Source organism: Streptomyces sp. NBC_00028 (genome assembly GCF_045041065.1).
In the GTDB taxonomy this organism is placed as follows: domain Bacteria; phylum Actinomycetota; class Actinomycetes; order Streptomycetales; family Streptomycetaceae; genus Streptomyces.
In genome coordinates, this window is record NZ_CP108293.1 from 333,005 (window position 1) to 359,244 (window position 26,240).

A 26,240-nucleotide genomic window follows, 5' to 3' on the forward strand; every position below is an offset into this window, starting at 1 on the left:
GTACTGGTTCCACAGTAAAACGGAGGCAGCATCCGGTCAAGTCGGAGGCACCGCAGAAGGGACTCCAGCGGCCGCGGCCAGAAGTGGCTGGGGGCGCCCGATGTCGCGATGATGGGCACAACGCTGGGCGGTGGCAGTGATGCCGTCCGCAACCCGACGCGAGGACCGGGCGGCGGGATCGCGCTGGTGCGGGGACGGTGTGCTTCCCTCGCCGCCGCAGCCGAGGAGGCGCTGTGAAGGAGTACCCCCCGATCGCGGACCACGGCATCGTCGGCGACCTGCAGACGGCGGCGCTGATCGCCGCCGACGGCACCGTGGACTGGTGGTGCACACCGCGGTTCGATGCCCCCAGCGTCTTCGCCTCGCTGCTCGACAGCGACCGCGGGGGCCATTGCCGTCTCGCGGCAGATGTCGGCGACGACGCGACCGTGCGCCAGCTCTACCTCCCCGACACCGCGATCCTCATCACCCGTTTCATGACCCCGAGCGGCGTCGGTGAGGTCGTCGACTTCATGCCTCCCGATCCGTCGACGACGCCGTCGTCGCGACACCGGCTGATCCGGGCCGTGCGGGTGGTACGCGGCAGCATGCCCTTCGAGCTGATCTGCCGGCCCCGCTTCGACTACGGCCGCGCACCGCACGACCTCACGCCCCTGGACGACGGATCGGTACTGTTCCGCGGCCCCGGCACCGACCTGCACCTGCAGGTCACCGCGCCGATCACCCTGCATCCGGACGGCACCGACGTCTCCGCCCGTTTCACGCTACGGGCGGGAGAACGGGCCGCGGTCGTCCTCACCAGCGAAACCGGCCCAACGGGCACCCTCAGTGGCCGTCCCGGCGGTGCCACACCCTCCGCCGAAGCGGTCCGGGACGCTTTCGAGGAATGCAGTGCCTTCTGGCTCAACTGGCTGCGGGCCTCCCGCTACCGCGGCCGCTGGCACGAGATGGTCACCCGTTCCGCCATCACCCTCAAACTCCTGACCTACGCCCCCACGGGCGCCCCGATCGCCGCAGCCACCATGGGACTGCCCGAACAGATCGGCGGGGAGCGCAACTGGGACTACCGCTACACCTGGGTCCGCGACGCCTCCCTGTCCGTGCGGTCCTTGATCGACCTCGGTTTCACCGCGGAGGCGAACGCCTTCCGCCGGTGGCTGCGCGAACGCCTGGACGCCGGCGGCACCGGCTCCGGCGAGCCGCTGCAGATCATGTACCGCGTGGATGGCGAACCGCATCTGACGGAGGAGGTGCTGGATCATCTGGAGGGCTACCGCCACTCCGCCCCGGTACGGGCCGGCAACGCCGCCGCCGACCAGATCCAGCTGGACATCTACGGTGAGGCCGCCTACGCCCTCGCGCAGACCGAGGACATCGGTGCCGTCCGCGGCTGGCACGCCTTCGCCCGCGTCGTCGACTGGCTGGCGGAGAACTGGGACCGGCCCGACGAGGGGATCTGGGAGACCCGCGGAGGCCGACAGAACTTCACCTACAGCCGCCTGATGACCTGGGTCGCGTTCGACCGCGCCGTCAAACTCGCCACCGCCCACTCACGCCCCGGCGACCTCACCCGCTGGCTCGGCGCACGCGACGCCGTCCTGCAGCAGATCGTCGACCGGGGCTGGAACAGCGAACGCCGCGCCTTCGTCCAGCACTACGACACCGACGTCCTCGACGCCTCCCTGCTGCTGATGCCCAAGGTCGGCTTCCTCACCCCCTCCGACCCCGACTGGCTGACCACCCTCGACGCCATGGACGAAGAACTCGTCAGCGACAGCCTCGTCTACCGCTACGACCCCGCCGCCTCCCCCGACGGCCTTCGCGGCTCCGAGGGCACCTTCAACCTGTGCAGCTTCCTGTACGTGGAGGCACTCGCCCGCGCCGGTCGCCTCACCCAGGCCCGCTACGCGTTCTCCAAGATGCTCACGTACGCCAACCACGTCGGCCTGTTCGCGGAGGAGATCGGCCCTTCCGGCGAGCAGTTGGGCAACTTCCCGCAGGCGTTCACCCACCTGGCCCTGATCGACGCGGCCCTCGCCCTGGACGAGGAGCTCGACCGCGCCGAGGGGATGTCCGGCTGAGCGTACGCACCGCGCGGCGTCACTGCCGCGGCGCCGCCGGCGGAACCGTCGTCCCGGTAGAGGCGACAGGCGGCCGGCCGGGGCGCGGCAGCAGAGCCGCGGCGATCAACCCGCCCAAGCCGACGAGCGCGAGCGCCGCCATCGCCACCGCGTACGCGCCCTTGCTCAACCCTGACACCAGGATCGTGCCCGCCACGGCCGTGCCCAGCGAGGAACCGAGGTTGGAGATGCTGCGCGACAGCCCGGAGATCTCGCCCTGCTGTGTTTCGGGGAAGCACGACTGGACCACGTTCACCGACGGGGTGAGCATCACTCCCAGACCCAGCCCGATCAGCAGCAGGCCAGGGGCGAACGCCCAGGCACCGGGCTGCCAGGCGACCAGCATCAACAACACGGCGGTGCCGGCGATGGTCACGATGAAGCCGGCCATGATGAGGGTGCGCTGCGCCCGGCGCCGGGCGAGCTTCTCGGCGGCCAGCGAGGAAGCGAGGATGCCCAGGGTCGCGGCGGTGAAGATGACGCCGGTCTCGACCGCGTCGTAGCCGCGGACGACCTGCAGGTAGGCGGCGACGGTGAACGACACGCCCATCAGCATCAGCCACTGCGTGTTCTGCGTGACCAGGCCGAGGTTGGAGGTGCGGTTGCGGAACATGTCCCAGGACAGCAACGCCTCCCGTCCGGCGCGCTCGCGGCCACGCACCCAGGCGAAGAAGCCGGCCAGCACCAGCGCACCGGCCAGCAACAGGCCCAGCGCCAGCCAACCGTTGTCGTCGACGGCCAGGATGCCGGTCACCAGCAGAACCAGACCCACCGCCGACAGCACGGCCCCGATCGTGTCGAAGGGCCGGGCGCGGTCCGGCGGCAGCGGATCCTCGATCTTGCGGCTGAGCACCACGATCACCACGACCACCAGCACCTGGAACACGAACGCGGCCCGCCAGCTGATGGCACTCGTGATGAGCCCGCCGATCAGCGGACCGGCGGCCGCCCCGATCCCGCCCATCGCCATGATCGCGCCGAACGCACGCGCTCGCGAGGCCGTGTCGGTGAACAGCAGCGTGGTCAGGATGTAGACCGGCGGAATCAGCAGCGCCGTACCCACGCCCTCCAGAATGGAGTTCCCGAGGATCAGCACGCCCAGCCCCGGCGCGACGGCACTGAGCAGGGCCCCGACGCCGTAGATCACAAGCCCCGCGAGCAGGCAGCGCTTGCGTCCCCACTTGTCGGTCAGCTTGCCGCCCGGAATCATCAGGGCCGCCATCACCAGCAGGAAGATCGTGATCGCGACCTGCACACCCTGCACCGTGGTGTCCAGGTCCTCGCTGATGTCGTTGATCATCACGTTCATGTTGGAGCCGGCGAAGCTGCAGACGAACTGCGCCAACGCCAGCGGAGCGAGCACCCGCCGGGTCCCCGCCGCACCTCCCCCGGCTCCCGCCGCCGTCCCCGCCATGCGCCACCTGCCCATCCGCCGAGTCGATGTCCTGAGGAACTGCGGCTTCGTCCAGGAGCAGCCCGGAGCCGACGTGACGCAACCGCTGTTCCGACCGTCGCACAGCCCACCTCCCCAGGTCGGAAGGCGCGCAGCAGGGCGCCATCGAGGAGGGTCGAGCGCCGTCAGCTGGGTCCGGGGCGAGTGCGAGGTCGAGGACGTCGATGTTCTCCGCGAGCGGTGCGCTCGGTGGGCTTGGGGATCACCGAGCGGCCACAGGTCGCTCAGTCGTCTGAGTGTCGCCCCTTGCCCTTCCCTCTGCCGTCCTTGCCCGGGCGCTTGTCGCGCTCTTCGTCATCGTCTCCGCGCGGAGGCGTCGTCGTGGACGGAGCGGCGGTCGGAAGCGTCGGGGCGGTGTGGGCCGGGGGTGCTGAGGTGGCGGCCATGGGCGTGGGCGACGGGGGCGGTTCAGGATCGTCGTCGCCCGGATTCAGCGATGCTCCGAGAGCCATGGCCGCGGTGAACACGACGAGGCCGGCGCCACCGAGAACCGCTCTGGAGGCCAGTTTGCCGCGGCTGCGGGGGCGGGAGCGCCTGCTGGTGGTGCGGGTCTCACGGGCCGGCGGCACGGGAGCCGGCGGGGTGGGTGGGGCGGGCATGAGGGCGGTGTTGGCCGTCGCGGCCAACTGCGGTGTCCCGTGCTGCCTGGTGAGCCGGTCGGCTGCCTGCTCGGCGGTGGGCCGGTTGGCCGGGTCCTTCGCGAGCAAGTGCAGGACGTGATCGGAGAGCGGCTGTGGTATCTCGGGGCGCAGTCTGCTGGGGGGCGGCGGGGTGGCGCTGACATGCTGCTGCACCACGGCCAGCGAGGTCGCTCCAGTGAACGGAGGACGTCCGGTGAGGAGTTCGTAGAGCACGCAACCCAGGGAGTAGACGTCGGAGGCCGGTTGGGCGGAGCGGCCCAGCGCCCGTTCGGGCGCGAGGTAGTCGGCGGTGCCGAGGATCTTGCCCGTCGCGGTCAACGTGCTGGCGGCCGCGTCGGCGAAGCGCGCGATCCCGAAGTCGGCGACCTTCACCGTGCGGTCGGTGGTGAGCATCAGGTTCGCGGGCTTGATGTCCCGGTGGATCACGCCCTGCTGGTGCGCCGCCGAGAGTCCTGCGGCTGCCTGGGCGGCCATGGATGCGGCCTCCGCCGGGGGCAGGGCGCCGCGCAGCGAGCGTTCCTGGGCCAGGCTCCACCCGTCGACAAGTTCCATGACCAGGTAGAGCTGGTCATGGTGGGATCCGAAGTCGTACATCCCCACGACGTTGGGGTGGTTGAGCCGGGCCGCGGTCTGCGCCTCCAAGCGGAAGCGCTCGGCGTCCGCCGCCTCTTCGGCGCGCAGGAGTTTGACCGCCACGAGACGCCCGAGGACCTGGTCGGACGCCCGCCACACCTCCCCCATCGCGCCGCGTCCCAGCAGCTCCTGCAGTTGATAGCGGCCCGCCAGCAGCCCCTGCACACCCACCCCGACCCCTCTGGTGCTCGTACCTTCACCGATCCGAATGGCATGGTTTGTGCCCATTCGGGTCGCAGGGCACAGACTACTGCTCGTTGCGGCCCAGGACGTGCGCTTGTCCCACGGGGCACACATGGGGCAGGCCGGCGCGAGACCCCTGGGCCCTCCTGCTCCAGCGCACCGGAGTCCGGGGCTGTCACACCCGTACGTCACCGGACGCTGGCCGACGGTGAGAGCACCTGGCTGTCAGAAGCAGGGGCAAGCCCAGTCACGGGGGGGGGGAAAACCGGGCCTGCCCCTGCAGATCGGCGCCTGCATACCTCCCCCGGAGGATGGGGCGCCATGACCCCGCCCGGGGTCACTCCCCACAGCGCGCCACCTGTCAGAAGTGTCACGGCAGAACGGAGATGACCGCGAGATCAGCACCCTCGTGAAGGCGGGTACTCCGCGTCACCATGACTTGATCACGAATCGCACGCGACCCCGATGCAGCCGCGCCCGAGCGACCCTGCGTTGAGGCGCCGCTCGTCACGACAGCGGGTCGCCGTTCCATAAGCAAATACACCTTCCTTCCGAACATTTGAGTAAGTGCCAGAACAGGAAGACATATTTGGGTCATCGCAGACGCGGGTGTAACGCAACAGCGCCAGCAGAACGCAGGGTTAGGAAGAAGCGGGCGACAACCCGGGCCGTATTCCAGTGCCTTGGTTGAGCGCGCCCGAGATCACACCACGTCAGATCGGATTCCTTGTGAGCAACACTGACCCGGCTCCCGGATATCAGACGTACACCCAGCCCGCTGCGCCGGAGCGCTCCGTACGTCGGCAGACCACCGCCCGACGCACTGCCCTGACGGTCTGCACGATCGCCGACACCGCGGCAGGTCTGCTCGGCCTGTGGATCGTTCTGTTCCTGCTCGACGCGAACCGGGCGAACGTATTCGTCGATTTCGTGCGGGAAACCGCGGGCTTGCTGGCCTGGTGGTCGCAGGACATTTTCACGATGGACACAGAGGGACTACGCACTCTCCTCAATTACGGTCTCCCGGCCGTCATGTATTTGCTGATCGGCCATGGAATCGCCGCACGGCTCAGCCGCGCCTGACAGCAGGACAGCCTTTGCAGTTCCGCCGCGCCCGGCGGTGTGGGGTGGCTCCTGCGGGGCGTCCGACGGGCGATGCCCGGAGAATCCGCGCAGGAGCATCACACAGGCTGCACACAGGCGCCCGAAAGTCTGGCTAGCGTGACTGGCCGATCTCCTGTGCGAGCGTGCACAGGCCGTGGCCTGGCGGGCCGACGGGACAGCCGACCCAGGAAGACCGGAACACCGCAGATGGACTACTGCTCCAAGTGTCGTCGCCATCTCAATGGCGCCCTGGTGTGTCCCGGGTGCGGCGCCTATGCCCCGGACATCGCTCCACCGGCAGCGCGCCGTACCAGTTCGCAGCCGGCGACAACTGACAGCGCACCGGCCGCACATCAGGTCCGCGACACCTCGGCTTCCGACGCATGGAACGGCGGCCCCCTGCGGGGCGAGGAGGAGCACTACGCCGACTGGGCCGCGACCCCGTACACCGCCTCCCCTGCCGACGTCACGGACGTCCCCGAAGTGCGCGAGGGACGAGCCGCCCGGCGTCGCCAACTGGCCCGCTGGAAGAAGAACAAACGGCGGGCAGCGGTCGCTACCGCCGTCGCCCTCGTCGGAGGCGGCCTGACCATCGCCACGACGAACCGGCACTCCCCCGACCAGACAAGGGCGGCCACAGCGCCGGACCAGCAGAACACCGGCGCCACGGAGAAGCAGGCGCCCGCGTACGCCCGCCCGGTGTCCACGCCACCCGCCCCGCACCGCTCGTCCGAGACTCCCGAGGCGGAGTCTGCGGCCTCCGGCGCCCCCAGGCGGCAGGCTGTCGCGGCCTCGCCCCGCACCACACCCCCGATCACGCAGCCGGACGCCGCCGGGCCTCCCGCCCCGGCGATGACATCGGTTCCACAGCCGCAGAACACCGCCTCCTCCTCCGGCGACAGCGATCACGACCCCACCGATACAACGGCGGGGCAGCCCTCGACGCCCGCAGCCGCCGAGAGCACGGACTCGGGCACCTCCCAGACCGGTTCCACACCGGCACCGACGTCTCCGACGTCACCGACGCAGGTGTGTCTGCTCGTGCTGTGTCTCGGGTGACCCCGCCGTCAGGCCGGTAGGGCCCGGACGGGCGAGCAGGACGAATCGCCGAGTTCATACGGTCTTGTTGGGCAATCATCGATGCCAAAGGGGGCGGTGCCGGGGTGGCAACGACACCCGTGACGGGGACCCGGAGCCGGTGGGTGCAGTGATGCCGGCGCAAGGCTGATCAGGGCCCATCGACGAGGCGTGTCCAGCGAGGGTGAGCCAGGACAGGCGAGGTGGCTGGAGTCCGTTCGGTCCGTTGGCTGCGCGTGCGCGAGTAGTCACCACACCTTCACAGAGTCCCGCTGGTTTCCCACCCATGGCGGGCACCCGGAGGGGGTTGCCGTCCAGGAGGGGCTTTGTGTTGTGATCATCGTGGCTGTTCTGCTGATGCCGATGCTGGGGCTGCTGCTGTACGGAATGGACCGCTTGGAGGAGCGTCTGTTCGACAAGCCGCAGGACGCCCGCCCCGCTCACGGCCGCCATCGTCTACGCCTGATCCATGGCGCGAGCGAGCCGTCCGCTGATCAGCGCACCGCTGGGCGGCACGTGGACGCGGCCTGATGGCGCGGCCCGGGGCGGGCAGAGAAACGGTGGCGTGCTGAGGGTGACCGACGGGGGTACCCGGCCCGCATGACAAAATTGCATCTTCCCGGACGAAAAGAGCACGACGCTCGCGATGAAGCACCCGCGGCCGACGAGGCCGCGTCCGGACCCGGACCGGATGTGGAGCGCAGGGCGCCGGACACGCCGACGAAGCTACCGAAAGGATCATGGAAGGCGGTACTGAAGGGCAGCCTGCGCGAGTTCAAGGACGACGAGCTGACCGACCGTGCGGCAGCACTGACGTACTACGGGGTGCTGTCGCTGTTCCCGGCGCTGCTGGTACTCGTGTCGCTGCTGGGCGTGACGGGCAAATCGACCACCGACAAGCTGCTGAACAACATCCAGCAGTTCGCTCCTGGCTCCGCCCGCGACATCATCACCCGGGCCGTGGAGCAGCTCCAGGGCAACGCCGGCACAGGCTCCATCATGGCGATCGTGGGCCTGGTACTGGCACTGTGGTCCGCCTCCGGATATGTGGCGGCCTTCATCCGCGCCGCGAACACCGTCTACGACATGCCGGAGGGCCGACCGGTATGGAAGATCCTTCCCGTGCGGGTGGGGGTGACGGTCGTCCTGCTGGTGCTGGCCGTCATCAGCGCGCTGATCGTGGTCTTCACCGGCAGCCTGGCCCGCCAGGCCGGGCAGGCGCTCGGGATCGGAGACACCGCCTTGACGGTGTGGTCGATCGCCAAGTGGCCCGTGCTCGTGCTCCTCGTCACGGTGATGATCGCGATCCTCTACTGGGCCACGCCCAACGCCCGCGTGAAGGGATTCCGGTGGATCACCCCGGGCAGCTTCCTGGCCCTGCTGATCTGGATGGTCGCCTCCGCCGCCTTCGCGGTCTACGTCGCCAACTTCGCGTCGTACAACAAGACTTACGGCACCATGGCCGGCGTCATCGTCTTCCTCCTCTGGCTGTGGATCACCAATCTGGCCATCCTGCTCGGCCTGGAGGTCGACGCGGAGACCGTACGGCAGCGGGCCATCGCCGGCGGCCATCCGCCGACGGCCGAGCCCTACACGCAACCGCGCGACACCCGTACGTGGGACGAGCAGGACCGGCGTCGCCTGGACGAGACATGACCGAGGACGCGGTCGATCTCGGGTGGAGCCGCTGACCTGGGGACGTGCTGAATATGAGGATGCCGGCAGGGATGCGTGAAGCCGACCGGCTGCTGACGCAGCAGGCGGCCGCAGAAATACCACCGCCCGTCGCCAAAGCGCTGTCGGCGGTGGAAGAGGCGGCCGAGGGTGCCAAGCTGTGGTGCGGCACCGCGGCACTCATGCTCGCCCTGGGCGGAACACGTGGCCGCGTCGCGGCGGCCTCCGGGCTGAGCGCCGTGGTGGTGGCGCAACTGGCCTCCAACGGTGTGTGCAAGCAACTCGCCCGCCGGCCCAGACCGCCCAGCGAATGGATCCCGCACGACGAGGTCGCCGACCGCCCCGACTCCTCGTCCTTCCCCTCCGGGCACACCGCCGCCGCGGTCGCCTTCACGGCCGCCGTCGCCCCTTCGTGGCCTGCCGCCGGCACCCTGTGCGCGATACCGGCCACCATGGTCGCCATCGAACGGGTGCAGAGCGGCGCCCATTACCCCAGCGACGTCGTCGTCGGCGCGGTCATCGGTCTGGCCGGCGCCTGGCTCACCCGCCATGCCCCGCGCCTGCTGTTGCATCTGCGCTGGCGGTGAGAGGGGTTGCCCCGGCGTCCCATTCGGCTGGGGTACGCCGAGAGCCGCCGGTCAGGCGAGGTGACGTCCTCGCTGAAGTACCGGGAGTGAGCGTGTTAGCCGACGACCAGCAGGATGGGCCGCGAGGAGATCCACTCGATCTTCGACAGCAGCGGGAAGTGCATGAAGGACATGCCGCTGGTCAGGGAGAACTGGGCGATGGAGTTCGGGTGGTAGCCCCGCGGTGTGGAGTAGAACTCGCCGAACTCACGGCCGATCGGGTCGGTGTTCTCGTCGAACCCGATGGGCGCACCGCGCGGGGCCATCGTGGGCGCGGCGCCCTCGAACTCCACGTACCGCTGCTCGGCCAGCAGGTCGAGCGTGGCCTTGCGGTCCGCCTCGGTGAGCGAGCCGCCGAAGCCCTCGGAACAGTAGCGGGCGATGTCTTACATGCTGACCGTGGCGACAGCCTTGATACGTGTGTCGACCTGGGCGGCGCTGAGAGCGAAGCTGCCGCTGCCGCAGATGCCGAGCACGCCGATGCGCTCACGGTCGACGAACTCACGGGTGCCGAGGTAGTCGACGCCTGCGTGGAAGTCCTCGACGAAGATGACGGCGGAGGAGATGTGGCGCGGCTCGCCGCCGCTGTAGCCGTTGTAGGTGTCGAAGGCGAGGGCCACGAAGCCCCCTTGGCCAGGTTCTGGGCGTGGATGCCCGCCCCCTGCTCCTTCACGCCGCCGTACGGCGAGCCGACGACGAGCGCCGGCTACTCGCGGGAGACGCCGAAGTCCTTGGACCGGTAGAGATCCGCAGACAGCGGTTTGTGGCAACCCGGCGGTCAGAGGGTGGCGCGCAGGTGGCTGTGACGAAGTGGTAGCCGCGGGCGGTGACGGTGCGCAGGATCTGCGGGACCGCGGCGACCGACGTGGGGTGAATGTCGTGCATGAGGACGACGTCGTTGCGCTTCGCCTGGTCGATGACGGTCTGGGCGACCTTGGCGGCGTCGCGGTACTGCCAGTCCTCGGCGTCCACGTCCCGCAGCACGGACGAGAGGGTGGTCGCGGCCTTCACCCGGTGCCGCCCGTCCGTCGTGGAAGGTCAGCGCGACGCACGTGACCTTCTTGCAGTCGGTGTCATCGTCCCCGGAGGCGATGTGGGTGGGCACGACCGGCGTGGGGGTGCTCGACGCACCGAGTTCCAGCGAACCGCTGGGCGTCACCGTCTGCTGCTGGACACGCTTGCCGAACGCGGACAGCCAGGGGGTGACGGTGACCTTGGAGAACGTCACCACGTAGTCTCCGGCGGCCGGGGCGCCCATGGCACCGCGGACGAAGGTCACCCGCAGTGCGCCGTCGGCGGTGAAGACCATGTCGTTCAGGGCGGAGGCTCGAAAGTTCAGGTCGGAGAGCGTGTCGTGGAGAGCGGCGGTGTCGATGGCCTCGCGCCCCTTGAGCTGTTCCTTCGGGGCGGTGACGAAGGCGTCGCGCAAGGCGTCGGCGATCAGTCCGATGGCTGTGCGGGTCGGTGCTGTCCTTGCCGTCGTACCAGTACGTCTTGGACGACAGACCGGCCCCGGGGCCGCTGTGTTCCAGCGTGGTGAGTCGGACGCCGACAACGTCGCCGGAGGCGACCAGGAAGCGGTGGCTGATGTTGAGCTCCCGGCCCTCCACACTGCCCTGACCGGCATCGCACACCCCGGACCGGAAGTTGGCCAGGCTACCCGGATGTGCCCGGCGCGCAGGCGATGACGGCCGCGATGAAGAAGGACGTGGAGCAGTGCAGAGGTGGCCGGTGGGGGGCAGTCGGCGAGAGGCCCGGTGCCTACAGAGCGTCAGAGGGTGAGGAGCACCTTGGTGGCGCGGCGTTCGTCCATCGCCTTGTAGCCCTCCGCGGCCTGTTCCAGCGGGAGAGTGAGGTCGAAGACCTTGCCGGGGTCGATCGTGCGGTCCCAGATGAGCTGGATCAGGTCGGGCAGGAAACGTCGGACCGGCGCGGGGCCACCGAGGGTGTGGATGCCGGCGAAGAAGAGCTGGATGCCGGGGATGTGGACGTCGTGGTTGACGCCGACGTATCCCATGTGACCGCCGCCGCGGGTGGCGCCGACGGCCTGCATGAAGGATTCCTGGGTCCCGACGGCCTCGACGACGGAGTGGGCACCGTAGCCGCCGGTCATGTCCTTGATCTTGGCTACGCCTTCGTCCCCGCGCTCCTCGACGATGTCGGTGGCGCCGTAATGGCGGGCCAGCTTCTGACGCTCGGGGTGGCGGGACATGGCGATGATGCGCTCGGCGCCGAGTTGCTTGGCCGCGAGGATCGCCATCAGCCCGACCGCGCCGTCTCCCACCACTGCCACGGTCTTGCCGGGGCCGGCCTCGGCGGCGACGGCGGCGTACCAGCCGGTGCCGAGTACATCGGAGGCGGCGAGCAGATCGGGGATCAGCTCGGGGTCGGGCTGTGCGGGGGTGGCGACCAGGGTGCCGTCGGCATGCGGGATACGGGCCTTCTCGGCCTGGGTGCCGATGCCGCCGTGGACGAACTCGGCGTGTACGCACTTGGACTGGAAGCCAGCCAGGCAGATCTCGCAGGTGTTGTCGGAGATGACGAACGATCCGACCACGAAGTCGCCGGGCTTGACGGTGGTCACCGCGTCGCCGACCTCCTCGACCACGCCCACGTACTCGTGGCCCATGAGGGTGCGGTCGGCGGGCTCGACTCCTCGGTAGGGCCACAGGTCGGAGCCGCAGATACAGGTCGCGGTCAGCTTCACGATCGCGTCGGTGGGCTCGACGATCTTCGGGTCCTCGCGGTCTTCGACCCGGACGTCCCCGCTCGTGTGCATGATGACTCCACGCATGTCTGCGTCTCCTTGCCTCTTGCCTCGTGCCTGATCCGTACGGAGGTCGCTCGCCGCACCCGTCCGGCGTGAAGGCGAGCCCGTCCGGCACGCCGTGGCCGCACCTTCGCCGAGTTCATGGTCTCCGGGGGCGGCCATGCCCGCATGTCCGGGCACGTTGGCGCCGGTCGCTGCCTGTCGGAGCGCTTCCGGGCGGAGAATTCCGCGTCCTCGGAGGCGCCCCAGGAGGCCGGCAGGCGCGGGGCTTGAGTGCCTACGACGCTGATCAGGGCTACGGCGGGCCAGTAGACGCCCGCGCGGTAGGCGCTGGTGCGGAACTGGACGACCAGCACCACGGCGAGGAGCGCGCTCATGAGCGCCGAGACGCCGGTGAGACCGAGCCCCGCCTTCTCGTTGAGCAGGTCGGCGGCGGTCTCGCCGACCGTCGTGCACAGGACCTTGATGATCCAGAAGTAGACAGTGACCTGGGGGACCTTGTTCAGGCCCAGGCGATGAGTGTGCCGGGCGGGGCCACGGGCCTCGCGTGCGGCTTCCGGCGTCTGGGACAGTTCGTTGGTCATGAGACGCGAAGGTGCCATCGCCTACCTGAACGCATCCTGACTGCTCCGGGTGGTCACCTCCCGCACGGGCAAAGCGGTCACATGCCGTTCTCGCCCTGGGCGATCTCGACCTCGTGATGGAAGTCGACGACGCCGGCTGTTCCGGCGGTGACGGACACGGCCGTGCAGGCCACGAGGAGGTACGCGGTCCATCGCGCGGCCCTCGGACGGCCCCCGGTGGGCGCCAGGAGGGCGGCGACGCGCTGCGGGACGGGGCCGGTCGTCGCAGCGGGGGTGAACGCCGGGCGTGTGGAGGGGGAGGCCTGGCCGGCGAGGGCGGCGCGGGCGATGGCGGTGGCGAGGAGACGCCGGTCGCCGACCGTCGCCGCGGCGGCCTCGTCCGCATCGCGTTCAGCGGCGAGCCGGACGCTGTCACGCACCCCGCGCAGTGCTGGGTGGCAGTGGGCGGCGAGCTCGGCGGCCACCAGGAAGTAATGGTGGCCGGCCCGGTTGTGGGCGCGTTCGTGGGCGAAGAGGGCCTCACGTTCGGCGGGGTTCAGGCTGCGCAGCATCGCGGTGGTGACGACGATCCGGTGCGGCCGTCCGGGCAGGGCGTACGCGTCAGGGTGTGGTGAGTCGACGACGCACAGGTCACCGGCGGCGGGCCGGCGGTCGGCTTCGGTGCGGGCGGTGCGCAGGGCACGGATCTGCCGGGAAGCCGAGCGGGCGAGGGTGAGGAGGCTGAGGGTGAGCACGCCGGTCGCCACAGCGGCCAGAGGCAGGACGAGACGGTCGGAGGGGGTGCGCAGGGGGTGGATGAGCTCGCCGAGGGAGGCGAAGGCGGGGAACTTGAGCAGACCGGTCAGGACGAGGGCACCGAGAGCGCCGACGCACGCTCCCGCCAGGGCGAGGACCGAGACGGTCAGGACCCGCAGCGCGGTGGCCGGCGGGAGACGGTCGAGGGTCCGGCGGGCCGACCACGGCGCGAGGAAGGGCAGGAACAGCGGCAGGAGCAATAGAGGCGTCATCACCCGTCACCGTCCAGGAGCTGGCGCAGGACCTGTTCGTCGTCCGGGCTGAGCTGGGCGACGAAGCGGGCCAGGACCGCCTCCCTGTCCGTGTCCCGGTCGAGTTCGGTGTGCATGCGCCGGGCGGTCAGGCCCTGGGCGTCCTGCACGGGGACGTAGGCGTAGCCGCGCCCTTGCCGCTCACGGCTGACGACACCCTTCTCGTGCAGGCGGGTCAGGATCGTGGTCACCGTCGTGCGGGCCAGTCCGGTGCCGAGTTCGGTCTGTACCTGTCCGGGTGTGAGCGGGGCTCCCGCGGCCCACAGCGCGGCCATGACGGCGGCTTCCAGCTCGCCGGCCGGACGCCTCTCGTCCCGTGCGTCGGTCATGGAACCCTCCTCACTCCCCCGTCGTCTACAGTTGAGTAGACCGTCTACAAGATTGTAGTCGCTAGCCGGGTGTCGCAGTTCTGCCGCGCGCCCTGCGCCCGGACAACGATGAGAGGTCTCCCGACATGACTACGGCCCTGCATCTATCGTCGCAGCTCGCCGTGAACGTGCTCGATGCGCGGTCACTGCTGTCCGCCTTCGGCGTGCTGGGCGTCGCTGTGGTGCTGTTCGCCGAGACCGGGCTGCTGATCGGCTTCTTCCTTCCGGGCGACTCTCTGCTGTTCACCGCGGGCCTGCTGTGCACCGGCAGCGCGGACCGCGGCCTGAAGCTGTCGCTGGCTCCGCTGCTGGTCGCGGCGGCGGTGGGGGCGCTGGCGGGCGCGCAGTGCGGGTACCTCCTGGGCCGAAGAGCGGGCGGCGCCCTGCTGGCCCGCAGCGGTTCGCAGCGCCTGCACGAGGGGGCGGGACGCGCGCAGGAGCTGCTGGAGCGCTACGGGCACGCGAAGGCGATCGTGCTGGCCCGCTTCGTTCCGGTGGTGCGTACGGTCCTCAACCCGATGGCGGGCGCCCTGCGGGTGCCGGTGCGGACGTTCACCGTCTGGCAGGTGGCCGGCGGGCTGGTGTGGAGCGTGGGTCTCACGCTCGCCGGCTACGCGCTGGGCTCGTCGGTACCCAACGTCGACCGCTATCTGCTGCCGATGGTCGCGGTGGTCGTGGCCCTGTCCCTGATCCCCCTGGCCGCCGAGCTGTTGCGCTCGCGGCGCGACACGAAGGCGAAGGAGGCCCGCGGATGAATCTCGCCCTCGACGGCTCGTCGGTCGACGGCCGGGCCTACACGGACGTGGTGGATCTCGCCCGCCACGCTCCCGGCTGGCTGAACGACACCGTGTCGGTGTGGTCGACGTACGGGCTGGCCCTGTTCGCACTGGTCATGGTCGTCGCCTGGTGGCGGGCCCGACGGGTGGGCGCCACCGCCTCGGTGACGGCGCTGGCCGTACCGTTCGTCGTGGTGACTGCCTACGGGGTGGACGCGGTCCTGAAGCTGCTGGTGCGCGAGGACCGTCCTTGCCAGAGCCTGCGGGTGGTCACCGTGGAGGCGTGCCCGGCGCCCGGGGACTGGTCCTTTCCCAGCAACCACGCGGCCATCGCCGCCGCCGCGGCCGTCGCTCTGCTGTTCGTCTCCCGCCGGCTCGGCTCGGTCGCTGTCGCCGCCGCCGTGGCGATGGCGGCCTCGCGGGTCTGGGTAGGCGCGCACTACCCCCATGACGTGGTGGCCGGGGTCGTGGTCGGTGTGCTGACGGCGCTGCTGGTCATGCCGGCGGTGCGCGGGCACGCGGGGGCTCTAGGACAGCGGCTCTCGCCGACCCGTCTGCACGGGCTGCTGGTGGCTTCGTGAAACGGGGCGATATCGCCGACCTGGCCGGGACCTGCGGCCTCGGCGCATGGACAGCGTTCGGTGTCCTGACGATGGTCGTCATCGGGCACGACGGCGCACCGCTGTTCACGGACGGCGACCTTCTCACGTGGTCCGTCGGCCACCGACCGCAGGTGGCGGTGGCATTCGCCCGCGGGCTGACCGCCACCGGGACCGGTGTCATCCCGTACGTCCTGGCCGCGCTGGCCGGAATCATCGCGGGCCGCACCCTGCGCCGCCGCGCCCTCGCCACCGCCCTCTGCCTGGCCTGCCTCGGGACGAGCCAGCTACTGCGGTACGCGGTGATGTCGTTCGTCGCCCGGCCGCGGCCACCCGCGACGGACTGGCAGACGCACGCCTCGGGATGGGCTTTCCCCTCCGGTCACACCACCACGGCGGCCCTCACGGCCGGGCTGCTCATCATCGCCGTAAAGGCGCGCAGCCCGCGCGGCAGGACCCCGCTCGCCCTGGCCATCGGCATCTGGGGGGTGTCGGTCGGCCTGACCCGCGTCTACCTCGGGGTGCACTGGTTCACCGACGTCGTCGGGGGCTGGCTGTTCGCTCTCGGCTGGCTGGGCGTGTGCCTGTGCGCCGTGACCTGGTGGGCACCCAGCCCTTGGGCGCCCGGCACGAAGGACAAGGACGCGCTGCGCGGAGGGAAGAACCCGACGGCCTCAGCAGATGACCGCACCAGCACGGCACACGACGAGAAAGGGACCCATTCGCCGGACCATCCTGGTCGTCGAGGACGATCACGCCCTGCGTGACGTGCTGGTGCGCGGACTGCGGGACGAGGACTTCGACGCCGTCGCCGCGCCCGAAGGCGCCACCTGACCGCCCATCACCGGCTCGCCGTCCGGCGCGCCGGGTTCTCCGCCGGAGGCGACGACTCCGCGGTTTCCTGTCGCCTTCAACGCGGTGGCAGGCCGCCGCCTCCAGCACCAGGCGGACGACGAATCACCCACCCGCGCCGTCGTGACGATCGTCGACACCACCGTCCGCGTCCTGGAGACAGCCCACGACGAACTCCTCGACGCCAACGTGTGGATCTACACCGTCCATCGCTTTCCTGGAAGCACGCCTGACCGCCGACCCACGTCGCCGACGCACTCGCTCAACGCGGCGGACAGCGCTGCCTCACGGCCGAGACCCACGGCCCCTTCCGGCTGTGCTCCCAACCACTGCCCGGAGGACAGAGCGACGCCACGGTGGTCACCGCTGGCCCAGTTCACAGCCTTTCGGAACCTGGGTAGTGGTGGCGCGGTTCGCTGAGTACACGCGTCGACAACCCTGACGTACCAAGATGGGTTGTCGAACTCGGTCTACCACGGTGAGCGCGTGTCGCGGCGTGCTTCTGGGGTCTGCTCGGGCAGAGCGCTGTCTTGGTCGGTGCGAAGCAGCACGCCCGGGTCGGGTTCGAAGTCCTCGTGGGGTGGTGCCGGCTGGTGGAAACGCTCGGTGCGCGGAATGGCGACTTCCATCAGCCGGCCCTCCTGGAACATCCATAGCCCGAAGCAGTCGTCGTCCTGGTCGCGAAGCAGAACTTGCACCGTATGCGGATACGGCCACGGCAGCGACTCCAGGTGCCTGAGCAGGCCCTTGCGGGCACGCATTTTCTCGAACTCCAGGGCCCACCCGAACTCGTAGCCCCAGTGCCCCGCTATCGGGACGAAGCGACCTCTCCATGTGCGTTCCGGGTCGTCCTGGGTCAGCGGTTCCATCACTTCGGCCGACCAGCGGGCGAGCACGATGACCTCGGCGTCTCTACTCATGCCGGAGTATCACCGCATCCGCCTGATCCACCGCAACGAAATTCCTCGACCGGCCTACGCAGGCAAGGGTGGGCCGATTGGCGACGAGCTGTCAGTGCCAGCGGCCCATCGGACAGCCCCGCCGCACCCTCGGGCACGATCGGCCTACCAGCTGGGCTGCCTCCGCATGCGCGCCACGCGCCCCAGCACCAGGCTGGGATCATGGTTACCGACCAGCCTGTCGTCGTCTACCCACCCTCAGCGGACGGCGGCCGTCGCGTCCGCATCGGTGAGCACTTCGTCGGGATCGCCTACGGCCTGCTCGACGTGGTGGCCTTCGTGCAGGAGGCCGGCCTTCAGGATTGGGACGAGATGGACCTGGTCCGCTCCGCGCTGGTCGACTGGAGGGGCGGCGGACCGAACACGTGGGAAAGCTGACCGGCAATGATGTGTCGTACCCGTCGGTCGGCGCTTCCTCAGTGCTTCCGCGGTATCGCCGACCGGCACGGCAGCGCCACCCCCGGTGCCCTGAGGCCCCTGGCTACTCGTGCGTGCGCAGTCCGTCGAGGATGAGCGCGAGCATGTGGGGGGCCCGGTCCACGGGGCTGGACGCGGCACGCCACAACGCGCCGGTCAGTTGGAGGAAGTCCCCGGGTGCCGCGTCCACGCGGATGCTTCCGTCCTTCTTGCCGGCGTCGAGGAGTGCGGTGATCGCGGCGATGACCGGCCCGTAGCTCTGCTCGCTGATCGCCTGGTGCACGCCCGGGGTGAGTGCGTCGCCGAGGCCGTGCTTGCGCCGCATGGCCTCGACGAGGTCCATCGTCCAGTGGCGGAGGGCTTCCAGTGGCGGCATCTGGGCCAGCAGGTCGGGCACGGCGCCGGTGATGCGTGCGACCTCGTCCTGGTTGACGGCGAGGACGAGCGCCTCGCGTGTGGGGAAGTTGCGGTACAGGGTGCCCGCGCCGACTCCGGCGCGCTGGGCGATCTGGTTCATCGACGTACTGCCGTCGGCAGCGAGCGCTTCGCGTGCGGCGGCGAGGATGCGTGCCCTGTTCTCACGGGCGTCCGAGCGGACCACGGGACCTCACGTTGCTAAGTGGAGAGTTCTCCACTACGTTATCCGGAGAGCTCTCCACATACTTTAAGGAGCGTCATGCATTACATCAAGCTCGGCACGACCGGCCTCGACGTGTCCCCGATCGCGATCGGCGCGATGACCTACGGCGAACCCGACCGCGGGCACCCCGTGTGGTCCAAGGGCGAGGAGGACGCACGCCCGCTCATCAGGCACGCGCTGGAGGCGGGGATCAACTTCTTCGACACCGCGAACATGTACTCCGCCGGCTCCAGCGAGGAGATCCTCGGCCGCGCGCTCAAGGACTTCGCCGACCGCGATGCCGTGGTGATCGCCACGAAGCTGCGCCACCCGATGCGGCTGGGCCCGAACGGACGCGGCCTGTCGCGCAAGGCGATCATGACCGAGGTCGACCACTCACTGCGCCGCCTCGGCACGGACTACATCGACCTCTACCAGATCCACCGCAACGACCACGCCACGCCGTGGGAGGAGACGCTGGAGGCACTCAGCGACGTGGTGAAGGCCGGCAAGGTCCGCTACCTCGGCGCCTCGTCCATGCACGCCTGGGAGTTCGCGAAGGCGTTGCGTCTGCAGAGGCAGCACGGCTGGGCACGGTTCGTTTCGATGCAGGACCACTACAACCTGCTCGCCCGCGAGGAGGAGCGGGAGATGATCCCGCTGTGTCTGGACGAGGGCGTCGGCACGATCATCTGGTCGCCGCTGGCCCGCGGCCGTCTCGCCCGCGCGTGGGACGACGCCCGCTCGACGGCGCGCTCCGAGACGGACGGAGCGTACGCGGACACCCTCTACTCGCCCGAGCAGGAGGCGTCCAACCACGCCATCATCGACGCGGTCGGACAGGTCGCGGACGCGCACGGCGTCCGTCGCGCACAGGTCGCACTCGCCTGGCTGCGCCGCCAACCGGTCGTCACCGCACCCCTGGTCGGCGCCGGCTCGATCCGGCAGATCGACGAGGCCGTGGCCTCGCTCGACCTCACGCTGACCGACGAGGACGTGCGCACCCTGGAGGCCCCGTACACACCCCGCCATGACTGGCAGGGCGTATCCGACGAGGCCGAGATGGAGGCCATCCGCAGGCGCGTTCCCGGCATGGCTCTCGCATGAACCGCCATACCGAGAAGCACCCCTTGACAGGCGAATCCCGAGATGAGGGCACACAGATGGCACAGGTACTGGTCACCGGAGGGACTGGATTCATCGGCAGCTGGTGCGTCCTGACCCTGCTCGAAGCCGGGCACACCGTCCGCACCACCGTCCGAGACCTGCGCCGCGCACCGGCACTGCGCTCGTGGCTCCAGGCGGCCACCCCGTTCGACGACGACCGTCTGACGGTCGTACGCGCCGACCTCGAACACGCCGAGGGCTGGGACGACGCCGTCGCCGGCTGCGACTTCGTCCTCCACGTGGCCTCGCCGACCCTGCGCCGCACCCCGGCGACGGACGACGAGCTGGTGGTCCCGGCGCGGGAAGGCGTCCTGCGGGTGCTGCGCGCCGCCCGCGACGGCGGCGTGCGTCGGGTCGTCCTGACGAGCGCCTTCGGCGCCATCGGGATCGGGCACCCACCGCGCTCGACCCCGTTCACCGAGGAGGACTGGACGGACGTCGACAGCGACATCCCGCCCTACCAGCGCTCCAAGACACTCGCCGAGCGCGCCGCCTGGCAGTTCGTCGCGGACGACGGCGGTGGCATGGAACTGGCGGCGGTACATCCGGTGGGGGTCCTCGGACCACTGCTCGGCCCCGACGACCCGCCCTCCCTGCGCCTGGTACGCAGAATGATCGAGGGACGGGTGCCCGCCTGCCCTCCGTTCGGGATGGGCTTCGTCGATGTGCGCGACGTCGCGGATCTGCACCTGCGCGCCATGACCGATCCGGCGGCGGCCGGCGAGCGTTTCCTCGCAACCGCCGGGCGAAGCCTGCGGGTTGTCGAGATCGCGCGCATTCTCCGTGACCGCATGGGAGAACGCGCCGCCAAGGCCCCGGACCGCGAGCTGCCCGTGTGGCTCGCGCGAGCGCTGGGGACCGTGAACCCGGAACTGCGCCTGCTCAGGCACCAGCTCGGCAGTGATCTCCACGCCACAAGCGCCAAGGCGGAGCGGCTTCTCGGCTGGCGGGCCCGTCCCATCGAGGACACCATCGCGGAGACCGCCGAGAGCCTCCTCGCCCACGGCGTCGGGGCATGACCGGCTCGTGACCGACCGACGCGGCAGCCAGACTCCGGCAGGGCAAGGCAGTTGGCGTGTTCCGCGGTCGCCCGTCGCTCAGCCGGTGAGGACATCAGCGTCGCGGGTGCCGTGTTCAGCCCCCGCTGCTCTCCCGTACGACGATCCGATGGGCGACGACCTCGTCCCGGTACGGGGCCGCGGAGTCCGGGGTGTCGACGCGGTCCAGAAGCAGGGTGACCGCCAGGCGGGCGATCTCCTGTTTGTCGGGGGCGACGGTGCTGAGGCTGGGCACGCTGAACCGGGAGGCCTGGATGTCGTCGAAGCCGATCACGTCGATGTCGGCAGGCACCCGCACGCCGACCTCGTGCAGGGCACGCAGGGCGCCGAGCGCCAGGTTGTCGTTCAGGCAGAGCAGGGCGTCCGGTGGGGACGCGTCCCGGGCCAGACGGGCGGCCGCCTCGGCGCCGTCCCGCCAGTGATAGGCCTCCACCGGCACCACCAGGCCGGCGTCGAAGGGCTGGCCCGCCGCGGCCAGGGCCTCGCGGTAGCCGTCGGTGCGCAGTCGGTCGGTGCCCTGTCTGCCGCGCAGGGTGCCGCCGATCACCGCGATGCGGCGTCGGCCCCGGGCCAGCAGGTGTTCGGTGGCCTCGCGTGCGGCGCGCACGTTGTCGATGCCGACGTGGTCGGTGTGTCCTTCGGCGGCGCGTTCGCCGAGCAGTACCAGGGGCAGTCGGCGGTCGCGGGTGGCGAGGTCGCGGGGCAGCAGCGACAGGGGGCTGAGGATCACTCCGTCGCAGAACTGGGTGTCGAAGCCGTGGAGTGCGGCCAGTTCGCGCTCGCGGTCTCCGCCGGTGTGGTCGATCAGTACGGTGCGGCCGTGGCGTCCGGCCGCCTCCATGACGTGGCGGGCCAGTTCGGAGAAGTACGCGACGTCGAGTTCGGGCACGGCGAGCGTGATCATGCCTGTGCGGCCCTGGCGCAGTTGGCGGCCGGCGATGTTCACGCGGTAGCCCAGGGCGTCGATCGCCTCCTGGACGGCGGTGCGGGTCCGTTCCGAGACGTGTTCGAAGTTGTTGATCACGTTGGAGACGGTCTTGGGTGAGACGCCGGCGTACTCCGCCACGTCCTTGATCCTCGGTCTGGCCGCCACGCTGCCCTTCCTTCCGAACTCCGGTGATCATACCGATCGCAGAGAGCGCTTTCGGCTCACCGGATGCCACGGAATCTGCGCCCGACTATTTACATCGATGTAATCGGCATGGTGCCATGTGCCCGCACCCCCCGCGTCACGCACCGACCTGCACTCTCGCCTCGAGGAGCACCATGCCCGACCCGTACCTCCCGGACGAGCCACCCCGCCCCGAGTACCCCAGGCCCCAGTTCACCCGGGACGCCTGGCTGAATCTCAACGGCGAGTGGCAGTTCGAGATCGACCGGTCCGACACCGGCCTGGAACGCGGTCTCACCGACCGCGACCTGGCCGACCGCATCCTCGTCCCGTTCTGCCCGGAGTCGGAGCTGTCCGGCATCGGCGAGACGGACTTCCTGGAGGCGGTCTGGTACCGGCGCACCGTGACCGTGCCCGCCGAGTGGGCTAACGCCCGCGTCCTGCTGCACTTCGGGGCCGTCGACCACGACACCACCGTGTGGGCCAACGGCCAGGAAGTCGCCCGCCACCGCGGGGGCTTCACCCCCTTCACCGCCGATCTCGGCGACGTGGTCGCGGCCGGCGAGGAACTCACGGTCGTCGTCCGCGCCCGCGACAGCCGCCACACCGTACAGGCCCGCGGAAAGCAGGCCACCTGGTACGCCAACTCCCACTGCCACTACACCCGCACCACCGGCATCTGGCAGACCGTGTGGCTCGAACCCGTCCCGCGCACCGTCGCCCTGCGCCGCCCCCGCATCACCCCCGAACTGGCCACCGGGTCCTTCCTGGTGGAGCTGCCGCTGTCCGCGAACGTCGCCGGACACCGGGTACGTGCCACGCTCAGCGATGCCGACGGCGTCGTCGTCACCGCCGAGGGGCGCGCCGATCTCGATCTGTGCCCGCGGCTGACGCTCGCCGTACCCGAGGAGCGGCAGCGCACCTGGTCCCCGGACGACCCGCACCTGTACGACCTCGCCCTGGAAGTCCTCGGCCCGGACGGGACGCTCGTCGACGCCGTGCGGTCCTACGCGGGCCTGCGCTCGGTGTCCGTGCGCGGCAAGGAACTGCTCCTCAACGGCCGGCGGGTGTTCCAGCGGCTGGTGCTGGACCAGGGCTACTACCCCGACGGGCTGATGACCGCGCCCAGCGACGCCGCGCTGGTGCGGGACATCGAGCTGGGGATCGCAGCCGGGTTCAACGGCGCCCGGCTGCACCAGAAGGTCTTCGAGGAGCGCTTCCTCTACCACGCCGACCGGCTCGGCTACCTGGTGTGGGGCGAGTTCGGGGACTGGGGCTGCGAGACCGGCGTCCGCGACGACAACCAGCGGCCCGACGCGTCGTTCGTCACGCAGTGGCTGGAGGCCCTGGAGCGGGACCACTCCCACCCCTCCATTGTGGGCTGGTGCCCGCTGAACGAGACGTACCAGAGCCTGCACGACCGCATCACCGTGCTGGACGACGTCACCCGCGGTATGTTCCTCGCCACCAAGCAGGCCGACCCGAGCCGGCCGGTCATCGACGCCTCCGGCTACGCGCACCGGGTGCCGGAGACGGACGTCTACGACTCGCACTGCTACGAGCAGGACCCGGCGGCGTTCGCCAAGACCATGGCCGGCCTCGCCGAGGACCGACCGTACGTGAACACCGGCCCCGAGGGCCGCACCTGGTCCGTGCCCTACCGCGGACAGCCCTACTTCTGCAGCGAGTTCGGCGGGATCTGGTGGGACCCGGAGGCCGCCGCCGCGGCCGGTGACGACGCGGAGAGCTCCTGGGGGTACGGCGAACGGCCGCGCACCGAGGCTGAGTTCGTGGAGCGGTTCCGCGGCCTGACCGGTGTGCTGCTCGACGACCCCGGCATGTTCGGCTACTGCTACACCCAGCTCACCGATGTCTTCCAGGAGCGCAACGGCGTCTACCGTTTCGACCGCTCCGAGAAGGCCGACACGGCGGCTCTGCGCGAGGCCCAGCAGCGCGGCGCGGCATACGAGAAGACGCCGTAACCCCGGACCACCGCTCGCTGTGAGCGGACAGACCGCCTTCCGCTCGAAATTTACATCGATGTAAGTACGGATGTGTGGGATTGGCGGCGCGCGGACTCGCCTCCCGCGCCGCCAACCCCCGGAGAGGACTTCCATGACCGGCACACCCGCCCAGGTCGGTCGTCACGGACCGACCAGACGCCGCGTCCTGACGACAGCACTCGCCGCCGGCGCGGCCGCCCTCGGCACCGGAGCGCTCACCGGCTGCGGCTCGGCCCTCGCCGCCGACGACGGCACCACCGTGCGGCTGTGGGACCTGTTCAGCGGAGCCGACGGCGGCCTGCTCAACGACATGGTGGCCAAGGCCCGGCCCGACATGCCCGGCACCCACGTCGAACGCACCGTCCTGGAGTGGGGCACGCCCTACTACACCAAGCTCGCCATGGCCTCCGCCGGCGGCCGGGGACCCGACGTCGCCGTCTCGCACATGTCCCGGCTCGCCGGATACGCGCCCACCGGCCTGCTGGACCCCTGGGACCTGAACGTGCTGGCGGAGTACGGCATCGCCCCCGACGACTTCGCCGACGCCGTGTGGTCGCGCACCCAGTTCGACGGCAAGACCTACGCCATCCCCCTGGACACCCACCCCTTCATCGTCTTCTACCACCCCGGGCCGGCAAAGAAGGCGGGCCTGCTCACCGCCGACGGCACCCTCGACACCGACGCGTTCTCCTCCCCCGACCAGTTCCTGGCCGCGGGCAGGGAACTCGCCAAGGCATCCGGGAAGCAGGGCATCGCGTTCGGCTACGTCACCGACACCGCCCAGTGCTGGCGGCTCTTCTACGGCCTCTACCACCAGACCGGCGGCCGGTTCGACCTGCCCGAGGGCGGCCCCGCCGAGGTGGACGTCGACCGTATGGCCGAGGTCATCTCCTTCATGGCCCGGATCGTCGACGGCACCGTCAACCCCCACAGCCTCGACTACGCCTCCGCCATCGCCTCCTTCGTCAACAACCAGACGGCGATGATCCTGTCCGGGGAATGGGAACTGGGCACCTTCCGCACCACCGACAAAAGCGTCGGTGCGGCGCCCTTCCCCACCGTGTTCGGCACCCCGGCCGTCTACGCCGACTCGCACTCCTTCGTCCTGCCCCGCCGCGACCATCCCGACGACGAGCACCGGCACCGTACGCACCGCACGGTGGCCGCGCTGCTCAAGGCCGGGCAGATCTGGGCCACCGCCGGCCACATCCCCGCCTACACCCCGGTCACCGAGACCACCGCCTACGCCGCGCTCACCCCGCAGTCCCACTACGCGCAGGCCGCGGACCACGTCGTCCTCGACCCCGCGGCCTGGTTCGCCGGAGCCGGCTCGGACTTCCAGAACGCCATGTCCCAGGTCCTCCAGCAGGCGCTCCTGGGCGACATGAACCCGGACCGCGCGGCCCGCGCGATGGTACGGCGCCTCAACACCTTCCTCTCCAAGCCCAGCCCGGCCTGATCCGGCCGCGAACCACCCGCTCAGGAGGCACAACGATGTCCTCTCCCCTCGCCCCGTCCCGCACCGGGACGCCCCCGGCGCGCCGGATCCTCTCCCCCGGCCCGCTGTTCGCCCTGCCCTTCCTCGTCCTCTTCGCCCTCTTCATGGTCTGGCCCCTGGTCCAGGGACTGTGGATGAGCTTCACCGACACCTCGCTGTCGGCCCACACCCCCAGCTTCATCGGCCTCGACAACTTCTCCGAGGCCCTCCAGGACGCCGAGATGTGGCACGCCCTCGGCCACACCGTGTGGTTCACCGTCCTGTCGACCGTCCCGCTCGTCGTCGTCGCCCTCGGCATGGCGCTGCTGGTCCACACCGGACTGCCCGGCCAGTGGGTGTGGCGGCTGGCGTTCTTCGCGCCCTACCTGCTGCCCGTCGGCGTGGTCACCCTGATCTGGGCCTGGCTCTTCCAGGGCGACCTCGGCCTGTACAACCAGCTCCTCAACGCGGCCGGGCTCGACTCCGTGGCCTGGCTGAGCGACAAGTCGGTCGCGATGTGGGCGATCGTGCTCACCACCCTGTGGTGGACCGTCGGCTTCAACTTCCTTCTCTACCTCGCCGCCCTTCAGTCCGTGCCCGACCACCTCTACGAGGCGGCGGCACTCGACGGCGCCGGCGCCTGGCGACGCCTGTTCTCCATCACGCTGCCGCAGCTCAGCCGGATCACCGTCGTCGTGACCGTGCTCCAGGTCCTCGCCTCACTGAAGGTCTTCGACCAGATCTACCTGCTGACCAAGGGCGGTCCGGACAACTCCACCCGCCCGGTCATCGAGTACATGTACGACGTCGGCTTCACCGGCTACCGGCTCGGCTACGCCTCGGCGATCAGCTACGTCTTCTTCGCCCTCGTCATCCTCGCCTCCGCGGCCCAGTACGCCGCCCTCCGCCGCCGAGAGAAGTGA

At 70.2% G+C, this 26,240-nt stretch carries 29 protein-coding genes and 1 pseudogene; 18 read left to right on the forward strand and 12 right to left on the reverse strand.

Translation table 11 applies throughout. From position 1 onward, the window contains the following. Nucleotides 1-108: 108 nt before the first annotated feature. Together OG885_RS01605 and OG885_RS01610 are read left to right on the forward strand one after the other, a co-directional pair. A complete protein-coding gene (locus tag OG885_RS01605) occupies nt 109-237 on the forward strand; it encodes a hypothetical protein (RefSeq protein WP_405724722.1) in 129 nt (42 codons plus the stop codon). Further along, nucleotides 234-2,081: a glycoside hydrolase family 15 protein gene (locus OG885_RS01610; RefSeq protein ID WP_405724725.1), complete on the forward strand. Its 1,848-nt coding sequence runs from the start codon at nt 234-236 to the stop codon at nt 2,079-2,081. The genes OG885_RS01605 and OG885_RS01610 overlap by 4 nt, the downstream gene beginning before the upstream one ends. Nucleotides 2,082-2,100: 19 nt before the next feature. Here the strand turns inward: OG885_RS01610 and OG885_RS01615 are convergent, their stop codons facing one another. Together OG885_RS01615 and OG885_RS01620 are read right to left on the reverse strand one after the other, a co-directional pair. Next, entirely contained in the window at nt 2,101-3,534 is a 1,434-nt protein-coding gene (locus OG885_RS01615; RefSeq protein ID WP_405742539.1) for an MFS transporter, read from the reverse strand. A 263-nt stretch (nt 3,535-3,797) separates the two neighbouring features. After that, nucleotides 3,798-5,018, reverse strand: a complete 1,221-nt coding sequence (locus OG885_RS01620) for a protein kinase domain-containing protein (RefSeq protein ID WP_405724728.1) — start codon at nt 5,016-5,018, stop codon at nt 3,798-3,800. A gap of 741 nt (nt 5,019-5,759) precedes the next feature. On the opposite strand from OG885_RS01620, the gene OG885_RS01625 reads away from it, so the two are divergent. The 5 genes from OG885_RS01625 (at nt 5,760) to OG885_RS01645 (ending at nt 9,472) form a co-directional block, all read left to right on the forward strand. Further along, on the forward strand, nt 5,760-6,113 hold the full coding sequence (locus OG885_RS01625) for a hypothetical protein (RefSeq protein WP_405742541.1): 354 nt from the start codon (nt 5,760-5,762) through the stop codon (nt 6,111-6,113). Nucleotides 6,114-6,341: 228 nt separating this feature from the next. Beyond that, the gene (locus tag OG885_RS01630) at nt 6,342-7,193 is read left to right on the forward strand and encodes a hypothetical protein (RefSeq protein ID WP_405724731.1); all 852 of its coding nucleotides are present in this window, start codon (nt 6,342-6,344) and stop codon (nt 7,191-7,193) included. A gap of 351 nt (nt 7,194-7,544) precedes the next feature. Then, on the forward strand, nt 7,545-7,742 hold the full coding sequence (locus OG885_RS01635) for a hypothetical protein (protein ID WP_405724734.1): 198 nt from the start codon (nt 7,545-7,547) through the stop codon (nt 7,740-7,742). Between the two features lie 69 nt (nt 7,743-7,811). Beyond that, on the forward strand, nt 7,812-8,867 hold the full coding sequence (locus tag OG885_RS01640) for a YihY/virulence factor BrkB family protein (RefSeq protein WP_405724737.1): 1,056 nt from the start codon (nt 7,812-7,814) through the stop codon (nt 8,865-8,867). Between the two features lie 71 nt (nt 8,868-8,938). Next, entirely contained in the window at nt 8,939-9,472 is a 534-nt protein-coding gene (locus OG885_RS01645) for a phosphatase PAP2 family protein (RefSeq protein WP_405724740.1), read from the forward strand. Between the two features lie 95 nt (nt 9,473-9,567). On the opposite strand, the gene OG885_RS01650 is transcribed toward OG885_RS01645, so the two are convergent. The 3 genes from OG885_RS01650 to OG885_RS01660 all read right to left on the reverse strand — a co-directional run bounded on the left by OG885_RS01650 (nt 9,568) and on the right by OG885_RS01660 (nt 10,522). Continuing rightward, nucleotides 9,568-9,804 carry a hypothetical protein gene (locus tag OG885_RS01650; protein ID WP_405724743.1) on the reverse strand — a complete coding sequence of 79 codons (237 nt, stop codon included), beginning with the start codon at nt 9,802-9,804 and terminating at the stop codon, nt 9,568-9,570. A gap of 93 nt (nt 9,805-9,897) precedes the next feature. Next, nucleotides 9,898-10,131: an alpha/beta hydrolase gene (locus tag OG885_RS01655; RefSeq protein ID WP_405724746.1), complete on the reverse strand. Its 234-nt coding sequence runs from the start codon at nt 10,129-10,131 to the stop codon at nt 9,898-9,900. Between the two features lie 49 nt (nt 10,132-10,180). Further along, on the reverse strand, nt 10,181-10,522 hold the full coding sequence (locus OG885_RS01660) for a hypothetical protein (RefSeq protein ID WP_405724749.1): 342 nt from the start codon (nt 10,520-10,522) through the stop codon (nt 10,181-10,183). Between the two features lie 41 nt (nt 10,523-10,563). Here OG885_RS01660 and OG885_RS01665 point away from each other — a divergent pair, with 41 nt between their 5' ends. Further along, entirely contained in the window at nt 10,564-10,746 is a 183-nt protein-coding gene (locus tag OG885_RS01665) for a hypothetical protein (RefSeq protein ID WP_405724752.1), read from the forward strand. A 536-nt stretch (nt 10,747-11,282) separates the two neighbouring features. Here OG885_RS01665 and OG885_RS01670 read toward each other — a convergent pair. From OG885_RS01670 to OG885_RS01685, 4 genes are all read right to left on the reverse strand, one after another. Then, the gene (locus OG885_RS01670) at nt 11,283-12,305 is read right to left on the reverse strand and encodes a zinc-dependent alcohol dehydrogenase family protein (RefSeq protein ID WP_405724755.1); all 1,023 of its coding nucleotides are present in this window, start codon (nt 12,303-12,305) and stop codon (nt 11,283-11,285) included. Continuing rightward, on the reverse strand, nt 12,215-12,865 hold the full coding sequence (locus OG885_RS01675) for a hypothetical protein (RefSeq protein WP_405724758.1): 651 nt from the start codon (nt 12,863-12,865) through the stop codon (nt 12,215-12,217). Before OG885_RS01675 ends, OG885_RS01670 begins: the two co-directional genes overlap by 91 nt. Nucleotides 12,866-12,942: 77 nt before the next feature. Beyond that, nucleotides 12,943-13,872, reverse strand: coding sequence for a M48 family metalloprotease (locus OG885_RS01680; RefSeq protein WP_405724761.1), 930 nt, complete (start codon nt 13,870-13,872; stop codon nt 12,943-12,945). Further along, nucleotides 13,872-14,240, reverse strand: coding sequence for a BlaI/MecI/CopY family transcriptional regulator (locus OG885_RS01685; protein ID WP_405724764.1), 369 nt, complete (start codon nt 14,238-14,240; stop codon nt 13,872-13,874). Before OG885_RS01685 ends, OG885_RS01680 begins: the two co-directional genes overlap by 1 nt. Before the next feature lie 125 nt (nt 14,241-14,365). On the opposite strand from OG885_RS01685, the gene OG885_RS01690 reads away from it, so the two are divergent. The 4 genes and pseudogenes from OG885_RS01690 to OG885_RS01705 form a co-directional block, all read left to right on the forward strand. Beyond that, nucleotides 14,366-15,034 carry a DedA family protein gene (locus OG885_RS01690; protein ID WP_405724767.1) on the forward strand — a complete coding sequence of 223 codons (669 nt, stop codon included), beginning with the start codon at nt 14,366-14,368 and terminating at the stop codon, nt 15,032-15,034. After that, complete coding sequence (locus OG885_RS01695) at nt 15,031-15,636, forward strand: phosphatase PAP2 family protein (protein WP_405724770.1); 606 nt, start codon at nt 15,031-15,033, stop codon at nt 15,634-15,636. Before OG885_RS01690 ends, OG885_RS01695 begins: the two co-directional genes overlap by 4 nt. After that, complete coding sequence (locus OG885_RS01700; protein ID WP_405724773.1) at nt 15,633-16,421, forward strand: phosphatase PAP2 family protein; 789 nt, start codon at nt 15,633-15,635, stop codon at nt 16,419-16,421. Before OG885_RS01695 ends, OG885_RS01700 begins: the two co-directional genes overlap by 4 nt. Continuing rightward, nucleotides 16,375-16,485 (forward strand): annotated as a pseudogene (locus OG885_RS01705) (DNA-binding response regulator); the annotation flags it as partial. The gene OG885_RS01700 and the pseudogene OG885_RS01705, both read left to right, overlap by 47 nt. Before the next feature lie 491 nt (nt 16,486-16,976). On the opposite strand, the gene OG885_RS01710 reads toward OG885_RS01705, so the two are convergent. Further along, complete coding sequence (locus OG885_RS01710) at nt 16,977-17,426, reverse strand: hypothetical protein (RefSeq protein WP_405724776.1); 450 nt, start codon at nt 17,424-17,426, stop codon at nt 16,977-16,979. Between the two features lie 201 nt (nt 17,427-17,627). On the opposite strand from OG885_RS01710, the gene OG885_RS01715 reads away from it, so the two are divergent. Further along, nucleotides 17,628-17,843 carry a hypothetical protein gene (locus OG885_RS01715; RefSeq protein WP_405724779.1) on the forward strand — a complete coding sequence of 72 codons (216 nt, stop codon included), beginning with the start codon at nt 17,628-17,630 and terminating at the stop codon, nt 17,841-17,843. A 103-nt stretch (nt 17,844-17,946) separates the two neighbouring features. On the opposite strand, the gene OG885_RS01720 is transcribed toward OG885_RS01715, so the two are convergent. Then, the gene (locus OG885_RS01720) at nt 17,947-18,483 is read right to left on the reverse strand and encodes a TetR/AcrR family transcriptional regulator (protein WP_405724782.1); all 537 of its coding nucleotides are present in this window, start codon (nt 18,481-18,483) and stop codon (nt 17,947-17,949) included. Nucleotides 18,484-18,558: 75 nt separating this feature from the next. On the opposite strand from OG885_RS01720, the gene OG885_RS01725 reads away from it, so the two are divergent. Together OG885_RS01725 and OG885_RS01730 are read left to right on the forward strand one after the other, a co-directional pair. Continuing rightward, nucleotides 18,559-19,608: an aldo/keto reductase gene (locus tag OG885_RS01725; RefSeq protein WP_405724785.1), complete on the forward strand. Its 1,050-nt coding sequence runs from the start codon at nt 18,559-18,561 to the stop codon at nt 19,606-19,608. 56 nt (nt 19,609-19,664) lie between these two features. Continuing rightward, on the forward strand, nt 19,665-20,687 hold the full coding sequence (locus OG885_RS01730) for an SDR family oxidoreductase (RefSeq protein ID WP_405724788.1): 1,023 nt from the start codon (nt 19,665-19,667) through the stop codon (nt 20,685-20,687). A gap of 115 nt (nt 20,688-20,802) precedes the next feature. Here the strand turns inward: OG885_RS01730 and OG885_RS01735 are convergent, their stop codons facing one another. Further along, entirely contained in the window at nt 20,803-21,819 is a 1,017-nt protein-coding gene (locus tag OG885_RS01735) for a LacI family DNA-binding transcriptional regulator (protein WP_405724791.1), read from the reverse strand. 173 nt (nt 21,820-21,992) lie between these two features. Here OG885_RS01735 and OG885_RS01740 point away from each other — a divergent pair, with 173 nt between their 5' ends. The 3 genes from OG885_RS01740 to OG885_RS01750 all read left to right on the forward strand — a co-directional run bounded on the left by OG885_RS01740 (nt 21,993) and on the right by OG885_RS01750 (nt 26,240). Then, nucleotides 21,993-23,819, forward strand: coding sequence for a glycoside hydrolase family 2 protein (locus OG885_RS01740; protein WP_405724794.1), 1,827 nt, complete (start codon nt 21,993-21,995; stop codon nt 23,817-23,819). 133 nt (nt 23,820-23,952) lie between these two features. After that, nucleotides 23,953-25,299 (forward strand): extracellular solute-binding protein, encoded by a 1,347-nt coding sequence (locus OG885_RS01745; RefSeq protein ID WP_405724797.1) that lies wholly within the window; start codon nt 23,953-23,955, stop codon nt 25,297-25,299. 35 nt (nt 25,300-25,334) lie between these two features. After that, nucleotides 25,335-26,240, forward strand: coding sequence for a carbohydrate ABC transporter permease (locus OG885_RS01750; RefSeq protein ID WP_405724800.1), 906 nt, complete (start codon nt 25,335-25,337; stop codon nt 26,238-26,240).